Genomic DNA, 16,961 nt, shown 5'->3' with positions numbered 1-16,961 from the left:
AAAAAACCGGCTATCCGGCACTGTTCCGGAGCTGTATCTCGTACTCGGAATTTCTCCGCAGGAAGCTATCCCTTCTTGCCGGTCCTTCGATCCCGGTTATTTATCTTGATCAATCGACACGGACTGGTTCCGCACGCGTCCAAATCGCATAATTCATCGTAAGTCGATAAACACCCTACATCTGTTCGTTGTTGAACATACCCTGGACTTTTCGACAGCCTCTTCCTTCACCCAATCCTCCCGTACCTTTTCGGACAGCCCACCTTGAAATACCGGGCAAAAAAAAGGGCGCATGCAGCGCCCTTTTTTTGTCTCTTGTCGACGACTTTTACCGCATCGATTTGACTTTCGCCATGATGCCGACCGGATCGAGGCCCTGGTGCGGGAATTGTTCCCACAAGCCGCCGCAGCCTTCTTGGTGCGTGCCGAGGTGCGCGAATTTCGGCGTGAAGCCGCGTTCCAGGAGCCAAGTGCCGTAACGGCTGCCGAGGCCGGTCTTGCGGTTGAACGATTCGACGACCAGCACCAGCGGCGACTTGCCGACCTTGGCCAGCATGTCTTCGTCGATCGCGTTCAGGGTCGGCTTGTTGATCAGGCCGACGTCGATGCCCTCTTCTTTCAGGCGCTCGACCGCATCCAGTGCCCGGTACAGCGCTTCACCGAAAGCGACGATATAACCTTGCGTGCCTTCGCGGATCACTTCGTCCTTGCCGGAGACGAATTTGTAATCGCCGCCGAAACGCTCGTTGCCGTTCTCGTCCAGGATCAAAGGCACTTTCGAACGGGTCGAGAAGATGAAGCGCAATCCCTCATCGTGGAATACGCTTTCGACGCAGGCGCGCATCTGGTTAGGATCGGCCGGAAAATACAAGTTGGTCGGATACGCATCGTCCAGGCCGTTGTCCGCGAACATATTGTTCAGACCGAAATGGCAGGTGTTGTCGGCCATGTCGTCGATGCCGGAATGCGAATAATGGCTCAATACGTTCGAGTGGTTCAGGCGCGCCATCGTGATCTCGGAAATGTTCATTTCGAGGAACGCGCTGAACGTGCCGAAAATGCCCTGCTTGCCCTTTTCCATCCCGAAGCCGGCTGCCGCGGAGAAGTTGCCGCGCTCCATGATGCCGGACGCGATGAAGACTTCCGGGTGCGCATCGTGGATTTTCTTCAGGCCGCAGGAACCTTCGAGGTCGCTGTCGATTACGCGGACTTTGGCGATGCGGTCGGCTTCGCTCATCTTGCCGAGCACCGAAACGCAAGCATCGCCGAACACGTTACGGTTCGCGTCCCACTTGTCGCTGGAACCCTTGAAGGTATAGTTCTGCTTGGCAGGCTGGGCGCTTTTCAGCAATTCGATAGCGTCGGTGTAACCGCGCGCTTCGAGGTATTCGATCGCGTGTTTGACCGAGATCACGTCGTGGCCGTGGTTAGAGCCTTCGATGCCCGGAATGCCCGGGCACATCTTCCGGTGATTGATCACCGCGACCGGGCCGTCGGTATTGATCGCTTGGATGATCCGCTCATACAGCCCGTCGAGGTCTTCACCGTCGCCTTCGAACACGGTCACGCCGTGGCCGCGCAAGGTTTGCGCAGTCGAACAGCCTTTCAGGTAATGCGACGGATGGCCGGCGATCGTCACGTCGTTGTCGTCGATCAGCAATTTGACGTTCAGCCCTTGCGCAACCGCCAGACGCGCCGCTTCGGCATCGTCGCCTTCCTGCTGCGAACCGTCAGAGCCCAGGCAGAAAACCGTCTTGCCGGGATTGGCCATCGCCACGCCGTTCACATACGGCCACATGTGGCCCAGACGGCCGGAACTGAATTTGACGCCGGGAGTAAAGCCCAGCTCAGGGTGGCCCGGCAGATGCGAATGCGCTTCGCGGTACAGCATCAGCTTTTCGGCCGGCATGTCGCCATTCAGCACCGACATCAGGTATTGCGTCGCGACGCGATGGCCGGCTTCATCGAAAAAGATCGGTACGAAGCCGTTCGAACCGCGGAACAGCGCGTCCATGATCATCACTTCGGGAACGGTGTCGTACGGGCCGCCGGTATGGCCGCCGACGCCGCGCGCCGCGCCGGTAGCGGTAAAGAAGACGATTGCGTCGCGGCAGAGTTGAATATTTGCCTTGAGCGCGGCTTTTTGGTCCGGCGACAAGGTCGGGTTGCCGGAAGCCAGCGAGACGCGGCGGTAGGCGCCCAGGTCGATGGGGAATTGTGCCATGGTTGTTTTCTCCAAATTGTTATGTGTTTTAGTTATTGAATCTTTAAGCGCAAATCCTGTGCACTTAGTGTGCCTCGAGCTATTTTAACCTAAAAAAAAATCACGCCGCAGCTTAATTTCGCCCCAAATAGAGACGGTCGATTTGCTTCTCCGAAACGTAGGCCCACCACTTTCAGAAGCGGTATGATGCAATTAATTGAACATTGTTTAATTAAACGCTATAGTATTCTTCACCACGACCATTTCGATAGTTTGATAAGATGAAATAAGGAGGATGGATATGCTGAAACCACTGTTGCGCTTTACGGTAAAACTGATTCTTAAACTGCTGTACCGGGTCGAAATTCACGGCATGGAGAACTATTATGCCGCCGGCAAACGGGTACTGATCGTCGCCAACCATACCTCTTTCCTCGACCCGATGCTGCTCTGGATCTTTTTGCCGGACGACATCACTTTCGCGATCAATACCCATATCTCCGAGCGCTGGTGGCTGAAGCCGTTTCTTGGCTTGTCCAAAGTATTCCGGATGGATCCAACCCATCCGCTGTCGTTAAAAGACCTGACCCACCATTTGCAGCAAGACACCAAGACGGTAATTTTTCCGGAAGGCCGGATTACGGTAACCGGCACATTGATGAAGATCTACGACGGCACCGGGATGGTGGCCGACAAATCGCACGCGGCGGTGCTGCCGGTCCGGATCGAAGGCGCCAAGTATACGCATTTCTCGCGCCTGCAAAACGTCGTGCGACTGCGCTGGTTTCCCAAAATCACGATCAGTATTTTACCGCCGACTCAAATGCGCGCGCCCGAGCATTTGCGGGGCAAGGCCCGACGTCAATACTGCGGTCATATCCTGACGGATATCATGACCGAAATGATGTTTAAAACCAGCCATTATCGGCGCACGATTTTTTCCGCGCTGCTGGAGGCGCGGCGGATTCACGGCGGCAAGTTTGCGATCGCCGACGATTTGGCGCGCAAACCGGTTTCTTACAATACGCTGGTCACCCGTACGATTGCATTCGGAAACATTATCGCCCCGTTCACAAAAGAAAGTGAACATGTCGGGGTGATGCTGCCGAACTCGGTCAATACGCTCTGCGTGGTGCTGGGCCTGCAGCTGCATCAGCGCATTCCCGCGATGCTGAATTTTTCGACCGGTTCGGCGGGCATGGTATCGGCCTGCAACACAGCGCTGGTCAAAACGGTGCTCACCTCGCGCCAATTCATCGAAAAAGCCAAATTGGACGACGAGACGGCGCATCTTGCCGAACATGTCAAATTGGTGTACCTGGAAGACCTGGCAGCCCAAGTGAACCTGGCTGACAAACTGAAAGCCCTGCTGCTCAGTCATACCACCGGCCTCTGGTATAAATCGGACCATATCGATCCCGACCATCCGGCCGTCGTGCTGTTCACATCCGGCTCCGAAGGCACGCCGAAGGGCGTAGTGCTGTCGTATGCTAATATCGTCGGCAACCTGAAACAGCTCGAATCGGTGATCAACTTCAATCCCCAGGACGTGGTGCTGAACTTCCTGCCGATGTTCCATTCGTTCGGTTTCACGGTCGGGACGATGCTGCCGATGCTGAACGGGATGCATGTGTTTTTCTATCCGACCCCGCTGCATTATGCGGTAATTCCGGAGATCGCCTACGAAATCAAGGCGACGGTGATGTTCGGCACGAACACCTTCCTGGCGGCCTACGGCAAGAAGGCCAATCCTTACGATTTTTTCCGGATGCGCTATGTGGTCGCCGGCGCGGAAAAACTGCAGGAAAACACCCGCACGCTCTGGGCCGACAAATTCGGCATCCGGATACTGGAAGGCTACGGCGCCACCGAAACCACGCCGATCGCCTCGGTCAATACCCCGATGAACTACAAGGCCGGCACGGTCGGCCGCTTCATGCCGGACATGAAATACCGGCTCGAACCGATCCCCGGCATTCACGACGGCGGCCAACTGCATGTCGCAGGACCGAACATCATGCAGGGCTATCTGCTCGCGGCGAACCCCGGCAAACTGGTGCCGCCCGAGTCGAAATACGGCAAGGGCTGGTACGATACCGGCGACATCGTCTCGGTCGACGAGGAAGGCTATATCACGATCAAAGGCCGCAGCAAACGCTTTGCGAAAGTCAGCGGCGAAATGGTGTCGCTGACCGCGGTCGAACAGTATGCGATCGAAGCCTGGCCGGAGGGACACCATGCCGCCGTCAGTCTGCCCGACCCGAAAAAAGGCGAACAGGTGATTCTGCTTACCACGCATAAGGGCGCAACGCTGCACGATTTGATCCGGTCGGCGGCCGGCGTCGCCCAGATCAGTCTGCCGAGGAAAGTGCTTGTCGTCGACGTAATACCGGTGCTGGCGACCGGTAAGACCAATTATATCGAGGCAACGGCGCTCGCAGCGAAACGGATCGAGGAAGCCGAGCAGGCCTGATGAATTGGCGCCTTGCAAACTGCCACGCCGTTACGGCAGCGCGGCGGACGCAGCGCCTCTTGGTCACACAGCCTCCGCCTAGGGTGATAAATTCTGCGCGGGAAACGCCCCCGGCAGCGGCCGGACGTCCTTCTCCACCGCTCTTCAACTTGCATTTCCGCCATGAATAAACAAATCTATCCTTTACTGATCGCACAGTTCTTGTCCGCGTTCGCCGATAATGCGATCCTGTTTACCGTGATTGCGCTCGTGATGCACGACGGTCAGGCGGCAAAATGGTACGTTCCGGCGCTGCAGAGCGCCTTTCTGGTCGCATTCGTGCTGCTGGCGCCCTGGGCCGGCGGCTTTGCCGACCATCATGCCAAGTCCCGGGTTCTGATCGCCGCGAACCTGGTCAAAGCCCTGGGCGCAGCACTGCTGTTCATGCATGTCGAGCCGTTGTTGGCTTATTGCATCGTCGGCGCCGGCGCGGCGATTTACGGCCCGGCCAAATATGGAATTCTGCCCGAACTGGCCGGACACCAGTTTCTGGTCAAGGCGAACAGTCTGATCGAAGGCTCGACGATTCTGGCCATCTTGATGGGCATGCAGATCGGCGCGAAGGTGGCCGACCATTCGATCGACATCGCGCTGGCAGGCACAATCGTCTTATTCATCCTCTCGGCGCTGGCGACACTGCTGCTGCCGGCCAAAGGGGCTGCCGCCTCTGCGGGCGGTTCGAAAATGCTCGGATTCGGCCGGCAAATGCGGCAATTTTTCTCGACGCCGCGTTCGCGCTTTTCGATGCTCGGCGCTTCTTTATTCTGGGCGACAGCGGCCACCCTGCGCGTATTGATCGTAGCCTGGGCGCCGGTTGTACTGGCACTCGACAGCGCGACCAAGATTGCGGAACTGACGCTGTTCCTCGCAATCGGGATCATCGCCGGCTCGGCTCTGGTGCCGCGCCTGATTCCGCTCGAACATCTGCGCCGGGCCCGCCTGCCGGCTTATCTGATGGGATTGTTCATCGTCGGCCTCGGTTTCACCGGCAGCCTGTGGCCGGCGCGCGGCGTGCTGTTCTTTATCGGAATGATGGGGGGCATGTTCATCGTACCGGTCAATGCGGCGTTGCAGGAACTTGGGCAATTGAGCATCGGCAGCGGCGCGGCCGTCGCCTTGCAGGGATTTTTTCAGAACCTGACGATGCTGCTTGCGGTCGGCGGCTATACCGTCGCCGCCTCTCGAAATGCCGACCCGGTCCTGACGATGCTGGCGCTCGGCAGCCTGGTATTTATAGCCACCTTCCTGATAGCGTGGCATCTGCCCGATAACCAGATCAATCCGTTTAGGAATCGCCGCAAGATAAAAAATTATTAGCTGCCGCCCTGCCCCGCGCCTCGTCGACTTTGGACAACAGCAGCAGGCCGAACGCGAAAAAGGCCAGCGTCGACAACAGCGACAGACGGTGGTTGCCGCCGCTCCAATAGTTAATCAGGCCATAGCTGAGCGGACCGACGATCACCGACAGGCGGTTGACCAACCCCCACAAGCCCAGAAACTCGCCGGCCCGCTCGGCCGGCGAAAACTTGCTGACCAGCGCGCGGCCGACTGCCTGGCTCGCACCCATCGCGATTCCGATCATATTTCCGACGATCCACATCTGACTCGGTTCTTCTGCGAAATAAGCCGCTAGCAGCGCGGCAATCCAGATCGCCAGCGTAATCACCAGTGTCGGCACCGAACCGATGCGGTCCTGCAAGTGGCCGCAAATCAGCGCACCGACCGCGGCGGTCACATTGATCACCATGATCAGCACGATCAGCGATTGCGTGTCGAATCCCATCACCTGCTGCGCATAGACCGCCGCCAGTACGATCACCGTACTCACACCCGATTGGTAGACGGCCAGCGTGATCAGAAACCGGAGCAAATCCCGGAAGCGGCGGGCTTCCCGAAAGGTATGCCGCAGGCGCCCGAAACTGGCCGCGAGAATGCGCTCTCCCGAAACGTCCGGCAGCGGCCTGGCGCGCTCCCGCAGCCAGATAAAAGTGGGTGCGGCGGTTAACGCAAAGATAACAGCGGTGATCAATAACGTGGCAGGCACCGCCTCGGCTTCGCCCATACCCTGCTGCGTTGCCCAATGAAGATAGCCGAGACAGAGCAGCAAGGTCAAAAGTCCGCCGACATACCCGAGTCCCCAGCCGTAGCCGGACAACCGGCCCATCTGCTCTTCGGGCACCAGCTCCGGCAAGAACGCCGCGATGAGGTTTTCTCCATACGCGAACATAATGACCGACACGGTGACCAGCGCCATACCGAGCTTATAATCGCCGGGACCGACCTCTGCCAAAAGCGCGGTCGAGACGATGCAGCCTATCGAAGACCACAGCAGGAAACGCTTCTTGCAGGCCTTGATATCCGCAATCGCGCCGACCACCGGCGCGCTGAACATCACCACAAAGTTTGCGAAACCGACCGACAGCGACCAGAGCAACGTCGCCAGGCCGGGCGAAAGCCCCCCGACGCCGCCGGCCACCACGCCGACGAAATAGGTATTGAAGAGGGTCGTCTGCACGACCGTCGTATACCCCGAATTGGCAAAATCGTAAAACGCCCAGGCGATCAGTTCCCTACGCTCCGCACGGCCTAGCGTACGATTTTTCTGGTTTCTCGATTGTTCAAGCATGGCCTGATCCTGAAATAAGGTTCTTGATGGGGTTATTATCCGCTTAAAAGCCTCGATTTGAAAAAAGCAAAGCCCCGCCAGCCATTTATGCCTGCTCATGAACGTATGCGCTATGATATGACCAATGGGCCCAACCCGATTTCCCTTATTCTTGGCATGCGCGGAGACGAAGTGATACCTTTCTGTCGCCAAGCCTGAAGCCCAAATCGGAAATATACTTTCATTCCCATTTTCTACGACCGCTTGGTCTGGCCCATGGTTTATATTGACGGCTTTTTACTTCCGTTGGCGAAAATTGCCGGGCAAATCTAAAATACTCCGTTTATTCAGTTAAGGAAATTACAAAAAAACGTGACGAAGCTCTAACTTTCAAAAGCAACTTACTTTAAACATTAGACAGATATCTACACTTTATTCTGAGTGGCTAAGTAGAACGAATTAGAGGCTGTTTAGCCGCTCTCATCTTTCCACTCTTATTGGAGATTGTCATGAAAAAAACACTCGTTCTGATGGCCGCATTTTCTTTCAATGCGATAGCGGCACCCGTAAATATCAACACGGCCGACGCAAAGACCATTTCAGAGTCGTTGACCAATATCGGCCTTAAAAAAGCGGAAGCGATCGTGAAATACCGGACCGAGAAAGGCCCCTTTAAAACGGCCGAAGAGCTAACCAATGTGGCCGGCATCGGCGACAAAACGGTTGAAAAAAACAAAAAGGACATTTTACTGCAATAGCTTAAATTGCAGATAATTAGCTTTCTGCCTCAAACGGCGCCATCCGGCAACTGAACCAGGATGCAGAGCGGCGCCGTTTTTTCCACATGCAATCTTTCATGAAGGAAGCAACAGGACTCCCGGCCGGCCCGGCAGCCCCCACGGACCTTTCAAACGAAAGAACCGCACGCTCGATTTATTGCAAATTTCTTGAAAGATCCTTCAAATATTCCAAAAATCCGTCTTTCAACTCCGGGTGCAATAAACCGTATTCGACCGTCGCAATCAAAAAGCCGAGCTTTGAGCCGCAATCGTAACGCTTGCCTTCGAATTCGTAAGCCAAGACCTGCTCGTCGGCCATCAGGGCCGCGATGCCGTCAGTCAGCTGAATTTCGCCGCCCGCGCCGCGGCCGGTCGTTTCGAGTTTGCGGAAAATCGCCGGCGTCAGGATATAACGGCCGACCACGGCCAGATTGGACGGCGCATCTTCCGGCTTCGGCTTTTCGACGATCAGTTCGATCGGGCTGGACGTACCGGACGCCTCTCCCGTCTTAACGATGCCGTAACTACCGGTTTCTGAAGGATGCACACGCTCGACGCCCAGAATCGAAGTCTGTTTTTGGTTGAACAGCTCGACCATCTGCGCCATGCACCCACGCGTGCCGTCTTCGATCAGATCATCCGGCAGAATCACCGCGAACGGCTCGTCGCCGATCACCGGCTTGGCGCAATGCACCGCATGGCCGAGCCCCAAGGCTTCGGACTGGCGAATGAATACGCAGGATACATGGGGCGGCAGGATGCCGCGCAGGGCTTTCAGGATTTCGGTCTTGTTTCTGGCTTCGAGTTCTTTTTCCAGTTCGTAAGCCTTGTCGAAGTGATCCATGATCGCATTTTTAGTGCGCCCGGTCACGAAAATCATCGTGTCGATACCGGCCGCGATCGCTTCTTCCACGGCATACTGCACAAGCGGCTTGTCCACGACCGGCAGCATTTCTTTCGCGGTCGACTTGGTCGCCGGCAGGAAACGCGTGCCCAGCCCGGCGACCGGAAATACGGCTTTGGTGATTTTTTGATTCATGATATTCCTTATATGTAGAACAAATGGAAAGGGTTATGGCATCGTTCAGGTACGCCCGTACAAATCACCGAAACGCACGATATCGTCCTCGCCGAGATAACTGCCGGATTGCACTTCAATCATTTCGAGCGGGATAACGCCGGGATTATGCAGACTGTGCACAACGCCCAACGGGATATAAACCGATTCGTTCTCGGTCACCAGAATCTGTTCGTCACCTTTCGAAACGAGCGCCGTCCCTTTTACGACCACCCAATGCTCGGCGCGATGATGATGTTTCTGTACGGACAGTTTGGCGCCGGGTTTGACGACAATCCGTTTGGTCTGATGACGCTCGCCTTCGTCGATTGAATAATAATGCCCCCACGGGCGATAAGCCTTACGGTGAATATCGGCCTCCGAGCGCTTGCGGGCCTTCAGCTTGTCGACGACTTGCTTGACTTCCTGCACCCGGTCCTTCGGAGCCACCATCACCGCATCGGCGGTTTCGACGATTACCAAATCGCTGATGCCGATGGCCGCGATCAAACGATGACTCGAATGCAGAAACGAGTTTTTAGCGTCGACGGTCAATACGTCGCCGCTCAGCGCGTTGCCGTTGCCATCCTTGTCAATGACGTCCCAGAGCGCCGACCACGAACCCACATCGTTCCAGCCCGCGTCTAAAGGAATCACCACCGCCTTGTCGGTTTTCTCCATCACCGCATAGTCGATCGAGTCGGCCGGGCATGCCATGAAAAGGGATTTGTCGATACGCACGAAATCCAGATCGGGCTTTGCATCGGCCACGGCGGCTTTGCAGGCCGTCAGCATTTCGGGATTGAATTTTTCCAGTTCCTGTAAAAAAACTCCCGCTTTGAAGGCGAACATCCCGCTGTTCCAGAAATAATCGCCGCTCGCCAGATAGCGCTCGGCGGTTTCGAGATCGGGTTTTTCGACGAAAGCGGCAACGCCATAGGCCGAGCCGGGCTGCGCATCGCCGCGTTTGATATAGCCGTAGCCGGTTTCGGGATGTCCCGGCACGATTCCGAAAGTCACCAGAGCCCCCTGCTCGGCCAACGTACGGGCTTGTTCGACTGCAGTATGGAACGCCGGAATATCGGCGATTACATGATCCGCCGGCAGGACGAGGAGCACATCATCCGCCGACTTTGACGACAAGGCGGCCATCGCCACGGCCGGCGCGGTATTCTTGCCGACCGGCTCCAGAATGATCGCTGCCGGTTTGACTCCGATTTCCCGCAACTGTTCGGCCACCATGAAGCGATGGTCTTCATTACACACCGCGATCGGCGGATCGAGCCGGGATACGCCGTTCAAACGACGGATCGTCTCCTGCAGCATCGTATTTTCGGAAACCAAAGGAAGAAACTGTTTGGGATAATGGCTACGGGACAAAGGCCAAAGCCGAGTACCGGAGCCGCCGGAAAGAATGACTGGAATCATGCGAACCTCCTGTTTTCAAATTATGCACAATATAAAATTAGCAAACCGGAAACCGGACTCTGGCAGTCTTCCTATCGGGGCCATTCCGATTTTGCAAAGGTATGGCCCGTGGACTATCAAGAGAACGGATGTTCCAGAACGATCGTTTCGTCGCGATCGGGGCCGGTCGAAAGAATAGTGACCTTCACGCCGACCAGTTCTTCCAAACGTTTAATATAGGTCTTCGCGTTTTCCGGCAATTTCGCATAGTTGGTCACGCCGGCCGTCGTTTCGGACCAGCCCGGAATTTCCTCGATCACCGCCTCGCACTGCTGGTACTGGTCCGCGCCCAGCGGAGCCGTCTCGGTGACTTTGCCGTTGAGGCGGTAGGCCGTACAAATGCCGACCTTATCCAGCCCGTCGAGCACATCCAGTTTAGTCAGACAGATGCCGCTGATGCTGTTGAGCCGAACAGATTTCCGCATCGCGACCGCATCGAACCAACCGGTGCGCCGCTTGCGGCCGGTGGTGGCGCCGAATTCGCGGCCGACCGTGCCCAAGTGTTCGCCGTAATGGTCATTGAGTTCGGTCGGGAACGGGCCGTTGCCGACCCGGGTCGCATAGGCCTTGGTAATCCCGAGCACATAATCCAGATCGAGAGGACCGACGCCCGAACCGGTCGCAGCTCCCCCGGCGGTCGTGCTGGACGAGGTCACATACGGGAAAGTGCCGTGATCAAGGTCGAGCAACGCGCCCTGTGCGCCTTCGAACAACAGGTTCTTGCCTTGGTCCTGGTAATGGTACAGCACCTCGCTGACGTCGGTCAGCATCGGCTTGATCTGTTCACCGAGCGCCAGTGCCTCATCCAGGGTCTTTTGGAAGTCGACCGTGTCGGCATGATAATAATTGGCCAGCATGAAGTTGTGGTAATCCAGCAATTCCTTCAATTTGTCCGCAAAATCGGCCGGGCTCAACAAGTCGCCGGCACGCAGTCCCCGACGCCCAGCCTTATCTTCGTAAGCGGGACCGATGCCGCGGCCGGTCGTACCGATCGCTTTCGCGCCGCGCGCTTTCTCGCGTGCCTGGTCGATCGCCACATGCACCGGCAGAATCAGGGCACAGGATTCGCTGATCAAGAGGCGGCTACGCACCGGGATGCCGGCTTTTTCAAGCAATTCGATTTCCTCGATCAGCGCATTCAGCGACAGCACCACGCCATTGCCGATCATGCATTGCACATTCTCTCTGAGGATACCCGAGGGAATCAGATGCAGGACGGTCTTTTCCCCCCGGATAACCAGCGTATGCCCCGCATTGTGGCCGCCTTGAAAACGCACCACGGCTTCCGCTTGTTCGGTCAAGAGATCGACCAGCTTGCCTTTACCTTCATCGCCCCATTGTGTGCCGATGACTACGACATTTTTTCCCATTTCTATTCCACTAAGCTAAATTTTTAATGAACCAGTTTTGATTCTCTTGTACAAGAACCGCGGTACAACCCATTGCAGCGCCGTCGCCGGCCTGCCCCGGCAATTGCTGAATTACCGTATTCCCGGCCGCGCGTAAGTCGCGGATTTTTTCCGCCAGCACGGCATCGTCGATGCAGGGCGCAAAGATTTTGTTTTCCGGTTCGCTAGGCCCTTTTACGCTGCTGAGCCCCGCCAGTAACTTCAGATCGGCGCTGAAACCGGTCGCCGGCCGAGCGCGCCCGAATACGCCGCCGATATTGTCGTAACGGCCGCCGCGCGCAATCTCGCGGCCCACAGCAGGCGTAAAGGCAGCAAAAACAACGCCGGTATGGTAATGATAACCGCGCAATTCCGCCAAATCGAAACTGACCGGCAGGGACGGAAACAGCCGGGCAAGCCTTCCGGCAATTGTCTCAAGATCGGCCAAAGCCTGTTTCAAGTCGGCGTCCGCCTGTTCAAATACCTGGCGGGCTTTGCCGATGATCTCCATACCGCCGTTCAATAGCGGCAACGCCAGGAACATCGCTTTCAGATCGCTGTCGAGCGCATAGCTGTCGATCCACTCGGCAAGCTCGGGCCGGGCCTTGCGCTGCAGCACGTCGAACAGTTCGCCTTCCTGCACCGGACTCAAGCCGGCCTGACGGGACAACGAACGGTAAATGCCGACATGCCCCAGGTCGAGATGCACATTCAGAACTCCCATCAACGCGAGCATTTCCAGCATCAGCCGAATCACTTCGACGTCACTGTCGACCCCCGCATGGCCATACAACTCGGCGCCGATCTGCAGCGGACTGCGAGTCTTTTCCAGCGGATCGCCGCGGGTATGCAATACCGTGCCGTAATAACACAATCGGGTCGGCCATTCGTGTTTCAGATGGTGCGCATCGATCCGGGCCACTTGCGGCGTCATGTCGGCTCGGACGCCGAGCATTTCGCCGCTGAGCTGATCGGTCAACTTAAAGGTTTGCAGGTCGAGGTCGTGCCCGGAACCGGTCAATAATGAGTCGAGAAAGTCGATAAACGGCGGGATGACCAGTTCGTAACCCCAACAGGCGAACATGTCGAGCAGTCTGCGTCTCAGGCTTTCCAGATGTTTGGCGTTGGCCGGCAGGATCTCTTCGATCCCGTCCGGCAACAGCCAGGAGTCTTTTTGTTGCATGTATTTTCTAAGTCCACTCAAACAAAACGCCCCGCACGGGCGAGGCGTTCGTCACAATTGTCGGCACTGTAATTCGGGAATCCGATCCGCTATTTCTGCTGCGAAAAATATCGGAAGAAATCGGAATCCGCATCGAGCACCAGCGTCGAAGACTTGTTGAAGGTCTTCTTATACGCATTCAGGCTACGGTAAAAAGTGAAAAACTCGGGATCCGCACCGAACGCTTTCGCATAAATTTCAGCCGATTTAGCATCGCCTTCGCCACGCAACATTTCGGCTTCCTTGAACGCGTTCGCCTTTGTAACCACACTTTGCCGATCCGCATCGGCGCGAATCTTTTCGGCGGCTTCCGAACCTTGCGAGCGGAATTCGCGCGCAATCCTGTCACGTTCGGCTTCCATGCGCCTGAACACCGAGCTGCTGACTTCCGGGGGCAAGTCGATGCGCATCACCTGGATGTCGATAATTTTCAACCCCAGGCCTTTAGCTGCCTGCTTCGAATTGTTGATCAGGATATCCCGGATCGCCTTGCGGTCGGTCGAAACCAACTGGCGGATATCGCGTTTTGCGAACTCGCCGCGGAACGCATCTTTAATGATCGGATCCAGCCGCGAATTGGCCTGAAAGACATTCCCGCCCACCCGTTGATAAAAACTGCTGACGTCGTCCACCCGCCATTTGACGAAAAAATCGACAAAGACGTTTTTCTTTTCCGCAGTCAAAAAACCTTCCGGTTTGGAAACCATGGTCTGAATCCGGCCGTCGAATTTTTTGATGTCGTTGAACGGGTACGGTAACTTGAAATGCAGCCCCGGTTCGAAATCATGCTCGACGATTCTGCCGAACTTGAATTTGATCGCTTTTTCAGTCTCGCCGACCGTGAAAACGAACATGGCACCAATCAGCCACAGCGCGGCGAGACCGATGATGATCTTATTTAAAGTTGTCATTGGCGTCCCCTTGCTTCGCGTCCGCGGAACGAAGGCCGCACCGCGGCCGGCTGTTCTTCCGTTTCGACAGGCGCCGCCTCGGCCTTTGCCGCCGGGGCTACGCTCTGACTCTCGATTTCAGGTAACTTTTGCGCCATTTTATCCAACGGTAAATAAAATATATTGTTGCCGCCTTTCACGTCGACCATGACCACGTTCGCTTCGCCCAACACCGACTCCATCGTGTCGATGTAGAGACGCTTGCGGGTCACGTCCGGCTGTTTCAGATATTCGCCGAGCATTTTCGAAAAACGGTTCGTTTCCCCTTCGGCCTGGGCAATGACCCGGTCCTTGTAGCCTTGCGCTTCCTGCAGCATTCTGGCCGCCGCTCCGCGCGCTTTCGGCACGATGTCGTTGGAGTAAGCCTCCGCTTCGTTGATCAGGCGCTGCTTGTCTTCGCGGGCCTTGATGACGTCCTGGAACGCGGCCTGTACTTGTTCAGGCGCCTGCGCATCCTGCAGGTTCACACTAGTAATTTCGATGCCGGTTTCATAGCGGTCCATCACTTCCTGAATTTCCTTTTTGATCTGCGTAACGATCTCGTTGCGTCCTTCCGTTAATACGAAATCCATGTCCGAACTGCCGATCACGCCGCGTTCGGCGCCTTCGGTGACTTGTTTCAACGTCGTTGCAGGGTCGGCGACATTGAACAGGAATTTTTTCGCGCTGTTCGTCAAATTGCTGACTTTATACTGAACGACCAGACGCACGTCGACATAATTTTCGTCACGGGTCAGCATCAGTGCCTCTTTCGGCTCCGACCGGTCTCCCGCTTCACCGAAGCTTGAAAAACCAACCGCCAAGGTACGGTTCTGCTCGACGTTCACGATATCGACCCGTTCGATGGGCACCGGTAAATGCCAATTCAATCCAGGGCTTGTTTCCCCGACATATTTACCGAAACGCGTGACGACGCCGATATTTCCCGCATCGACCTTGTAAGTACCGCTGGCGATCCATATCGCCGCGATCGCTCCTACCACGATCAAGCCGAGATTCTTTCTCGGACCGCCCGTCGACTCCTGCCCGTCGCCGCCGCCACCGCCGAATAAATTGCTTAATTTGTCCAGGGCCTTGCGTATGGCTTCATCAAGATCGGGCGGTCCTTTTTGGTCGCCCCGACCGCTCCACGGGTCTTTGTTGTCGCCTCCAGGTTCATTCCAGGACATACTTTTGCTCCATAGCAGGATATTTGTTTAAATTAACGATTTATCAATAGCACAGATAAACACCAAAGGTCCCCCCGGGCCGAGCGTTGACCGTTAAAGCGGAACGAGCCGGTTCCTTATGGCTGCTAGTATGGGGGGCATTTTAACGTAAATAGCGAAAAACACGAAAACTTCAGGGGATACAGCGAGCAAAAGCACCCTTCATCCCGTTTTTCGCCATACACGGTCAGGGCAATATAACTTCGCTATGTATTTTTTCCAAAACTCCCGAATGCTTGGGGTCGATTTCAATAATCATCTCGGAATGGCCGTCATCGCCAATCTTCTCGACGAAGACATCCGCATAAGCGTATATTTTTGCACGAATATCGCCTTGTTCCGGCCGCAGATGGCAGCGTATTCGGATTTTGTGTATGGAAAAAATCTCCGCAAGCGCCTGAAACAACAAATCCGCCCCTTCGCCGGTTATCGCGGACAGCCAAACGCGTATCGGCTGGCCCGATTCATCGCGGTCGATCCGGAAACGGCCGTTGTCCAGCAAATCGATTTTGTTGTAAATTTCGAGCTGGCGGATTTTATCGGCGCCGATCTCTTTTAATACCTGATTCACTTCGGCGACCGTTTCATCGCGATCCTCCGCATGCGCATCGATCACATGCAGCAACAGGTCAGCCTCGCTGGCTTCCTGCAAGGTCGATTTGAAAGCCGCGACCAACTCGTGCGGCAGATGGCGAATGAAACCGACCGTATCGGCCAGGACGATTTCCGAATTGTTCGGCAAGCGGCAATTGCGCAGAGTTGGATCGAGCGTCGCAAACAACTGGTCGGCCGCATAAATATTCGCTCCGGTTAGCCGGTTAAACAGGGTCGATTTGCCCGCATTGGTATAGCCGACCAATGACACGGTCGGGATCTCGGCTTTTCTGCGCTTACCACGGCTTTGATGGCGCTGTTTTTCGACTTTTTCGAGGCGAGACTGAATCTGCTTGATCCGGTCGCCGATCAAACGGCGGTCGGTTTCCAATTGGGTTTCGCCGGGACCGCGCAGGCCGATGCCGCCTTTTTGCCGTTCCAGGTGGGTCCAGCCGCGTACCAGACGGGTCGAAAGATGTTTGAGCTGTGCCAGTTCGACTTGCAATTTGCCTTCGAAAGTCTGGGCGCGCTGCGCGAAAATATCGAGAATCAGGCCGTTTCTGTCGACGACGCGCACGCCGAGGGCGGATTCGAGATTCCGCTCCTGGCTGGGCGTTAGGGGATGATTGAACAAGACGATATCGGCCGCATGATCGGCAATAGCCTGCTTGATTTCATCGACTTTTCCGCTGCCGACGAAATATTTCGGATCGGGATTTTTACGGCTGCCGGTCACCGTATGCACCGGTTCGGCGCCGGCCGACTTGGCCAATTCCTTTAATTCCAGAAGATCTTCCTGCCCGGAATGCAGGATCAGATGAACGAGGACAGCCCGTTCACCCGAGTCGGGGCGATCAAACAATCAATAACTCCAGTACTGGAAAGACCAATAGATAACAAACACCGGTACGCAACGTACTAACGGGTTACATTGGTACATTACCGGAATGTGACGATACTCTATAAAGCAAGCCGG

12 protein-coding genes are annotated in these 16,961 nt (G+C 55.9%); 3 read left to right on the top strand and 9 right to left on the bottom strand.

Annotated features, from left to right (window positions below; translation table 11 throughout):
• Positions 1-328: 328 nt before the first annotated feature.
• A complete protein-coding gene (locus JJL52_RS12635) occupies positions 329-2,224 on the bottom strand; it encodes a thiamine pyrophosphate-binding protein (protein ID WP_202052797.1) in 1,896 nt (631 codons plus the stop codon).
• Between the two features lie 280 nt (positions 2,225-2,504).
• Here JJL52_RS12635 and JJL52_RS12630 point away from each other — a divergent pair, with 280 nt between their 5' ends.
• Positions 2,505-4,676, top strand: a complete 2,172-nt coding sequence (locus JJL52_RS12630) for an AMP-binding protein (RefSeq protein ID WP_202052796.1) — start codon at positions 2,505-2,507, stop codon at positions 4,674-4,676.
• A 162-nt stretch (positions 4,677-4,838) separates the two neighbouring features.
• Positions 4,839-6,032, top strand: a complete 1,194-nt coding sequence (gene lplT, locus JJL52_RS12625) for a lysophospholipid transporter LplT (RefSeq protein WP_202052794.1) — start codon at positions 4,839-4,841, stop codon at positions 6,030-6,032.
• Here the strand turns inward: lplT and JJL52_RS12620 are convergent.
• Entirely contained in the window at positions 6,001-7,341 is a 1,341-nt protein-coding gene (locus JJL52_RS12620; protein ID WP_202052793.1) for an MFS transporter, read from the bottom strand. The two genes, lplT and JJL52_RS12620, sit on opposite strands and share 32 nt — an antisense overlap.
• 488 nt (positions 7,342-7,829) lie before the next feature.
• On the opposite strand from JJL52_RS12620, the gene JJL52_RS12615 reads away from it, so the two are divergent.
• Positions 7,830-8,078, top strand: a complete 249-nt coding sequence (locus tag JJL52_RS12615; protein ID WP_202052792.1) for a ComEA family DNA-binding protein — start codon at positions 7,830-7,832, stop codon at positions 8,076-8,078.
• Positions 8,079-8,253: 175 nt separating this feature from the next.
• On the opposite strand, the gene galU is transcribed toward JJL52_RS12615, so the two are convergent.
• The 7 genes from galU to hflX form a co-directional block, all read right to left on the bottom strand.
• A complete protein-coding gene (galU, locus tag JJL52_RS12610) occupies positions 8,254-9,138 on the bottom strand; it encodes a UTP--glucose-1-phosphate uridylyltransferase GalU (RefSeq protein WP_202052790.1) in 885 nt (294 codons plus the stop codon).
• Between the two features lie 45 nt (positions 9,139-9,183).
• Positions 9,184-10,584 (bottom strand): mannose-1-phosphate guanylyltransferase/mannose-6-phosphate isomerase, encoded by a 1,401-nt coding sequence (locus tag JJL52_RS12605; protein WP_202052789.1) that lies wholly within the window; start codon positions 10,582-10,584, stop codon positions 9,184-9,186.
• A gap of 116 nt (positions 10,585-10,700) precedes the next feature.
• A complete protein-coding gene (locus JJL52_RS12600; protein WP_202052788.1) occupies positions 10,701-11,993 on the bottom strand; it encodes an adenylosuccinate synthase in 1,293 nt (430 codons plus the stop codon).
• 10 nt (positions 11,994-12,003) lie between these two features.
• Positions 12,004-13,194, bottom strand: a complete 1,191-nt coding sequence (locus JJL52_RS12595) for an ATP phosphoribosyltransferase regulatory subunit (protein ID WP_202052786.1) — start codon at positions 13,192-13,194, stop codon at positions 12,004-12,006.
• 89 nt (positions 13,195-13,283) lie between these two features.
• Positions 13,284-14,144: a protease modulator HflC gene (hflC, locus tag JJL52_RS12590; protein ID WP_202052785.1), complete on the bottom strand. Its 861-nt coding sequence runs from the start codon at positions 14,142-14,144 to the stop codon at positions 13,284-13,286.
• Positions 14,141-15,352 (bottom strand): FtsH protease activity modulator HflK, encoded by a 1,212-nt coding sequence (hflK, locus tag JJL52_RS12585; RefSeq protein WP_202052784.1) that lies wholly within the window; start codon positions 15,350-15,352, stop codon positions 14,141-14,143. Before hflK ends, hflC begins: the two co-directional genes overlap by 4 nt.
• 226 nt (positions 15,353-15,578) lie before the next feature.
• Positions 15,579-16,847 (bottom strand): ribosome rescue GTPase HflX, encoded by a 1,269-nt coding sequence (gene hflX, locus JJL52_RS12580; protein WP_202052782.1) that lies wholly within the window; start codon positions 16,845-16,847, stop codon positions 15,579-15,581.
• Positions 16,848-16,961 lie beyond the last annotated feature (114 nt).

Source organism: Candidatus Methylomicrobium oryzae (assembly GCF_016745425.1).
Lineage (GTDB): Bacteria > Pseudomonadota > Gammaproteobacteria > Methylococcales > Methylomonadaceae > Methylomicrobium > Methylomicrobium oryzae.
The sequence above is the reverse complement of the archived record's forward strand: the minus strand, read 5'-3'. Positions and strand labels throughout refer to the sequence as shown.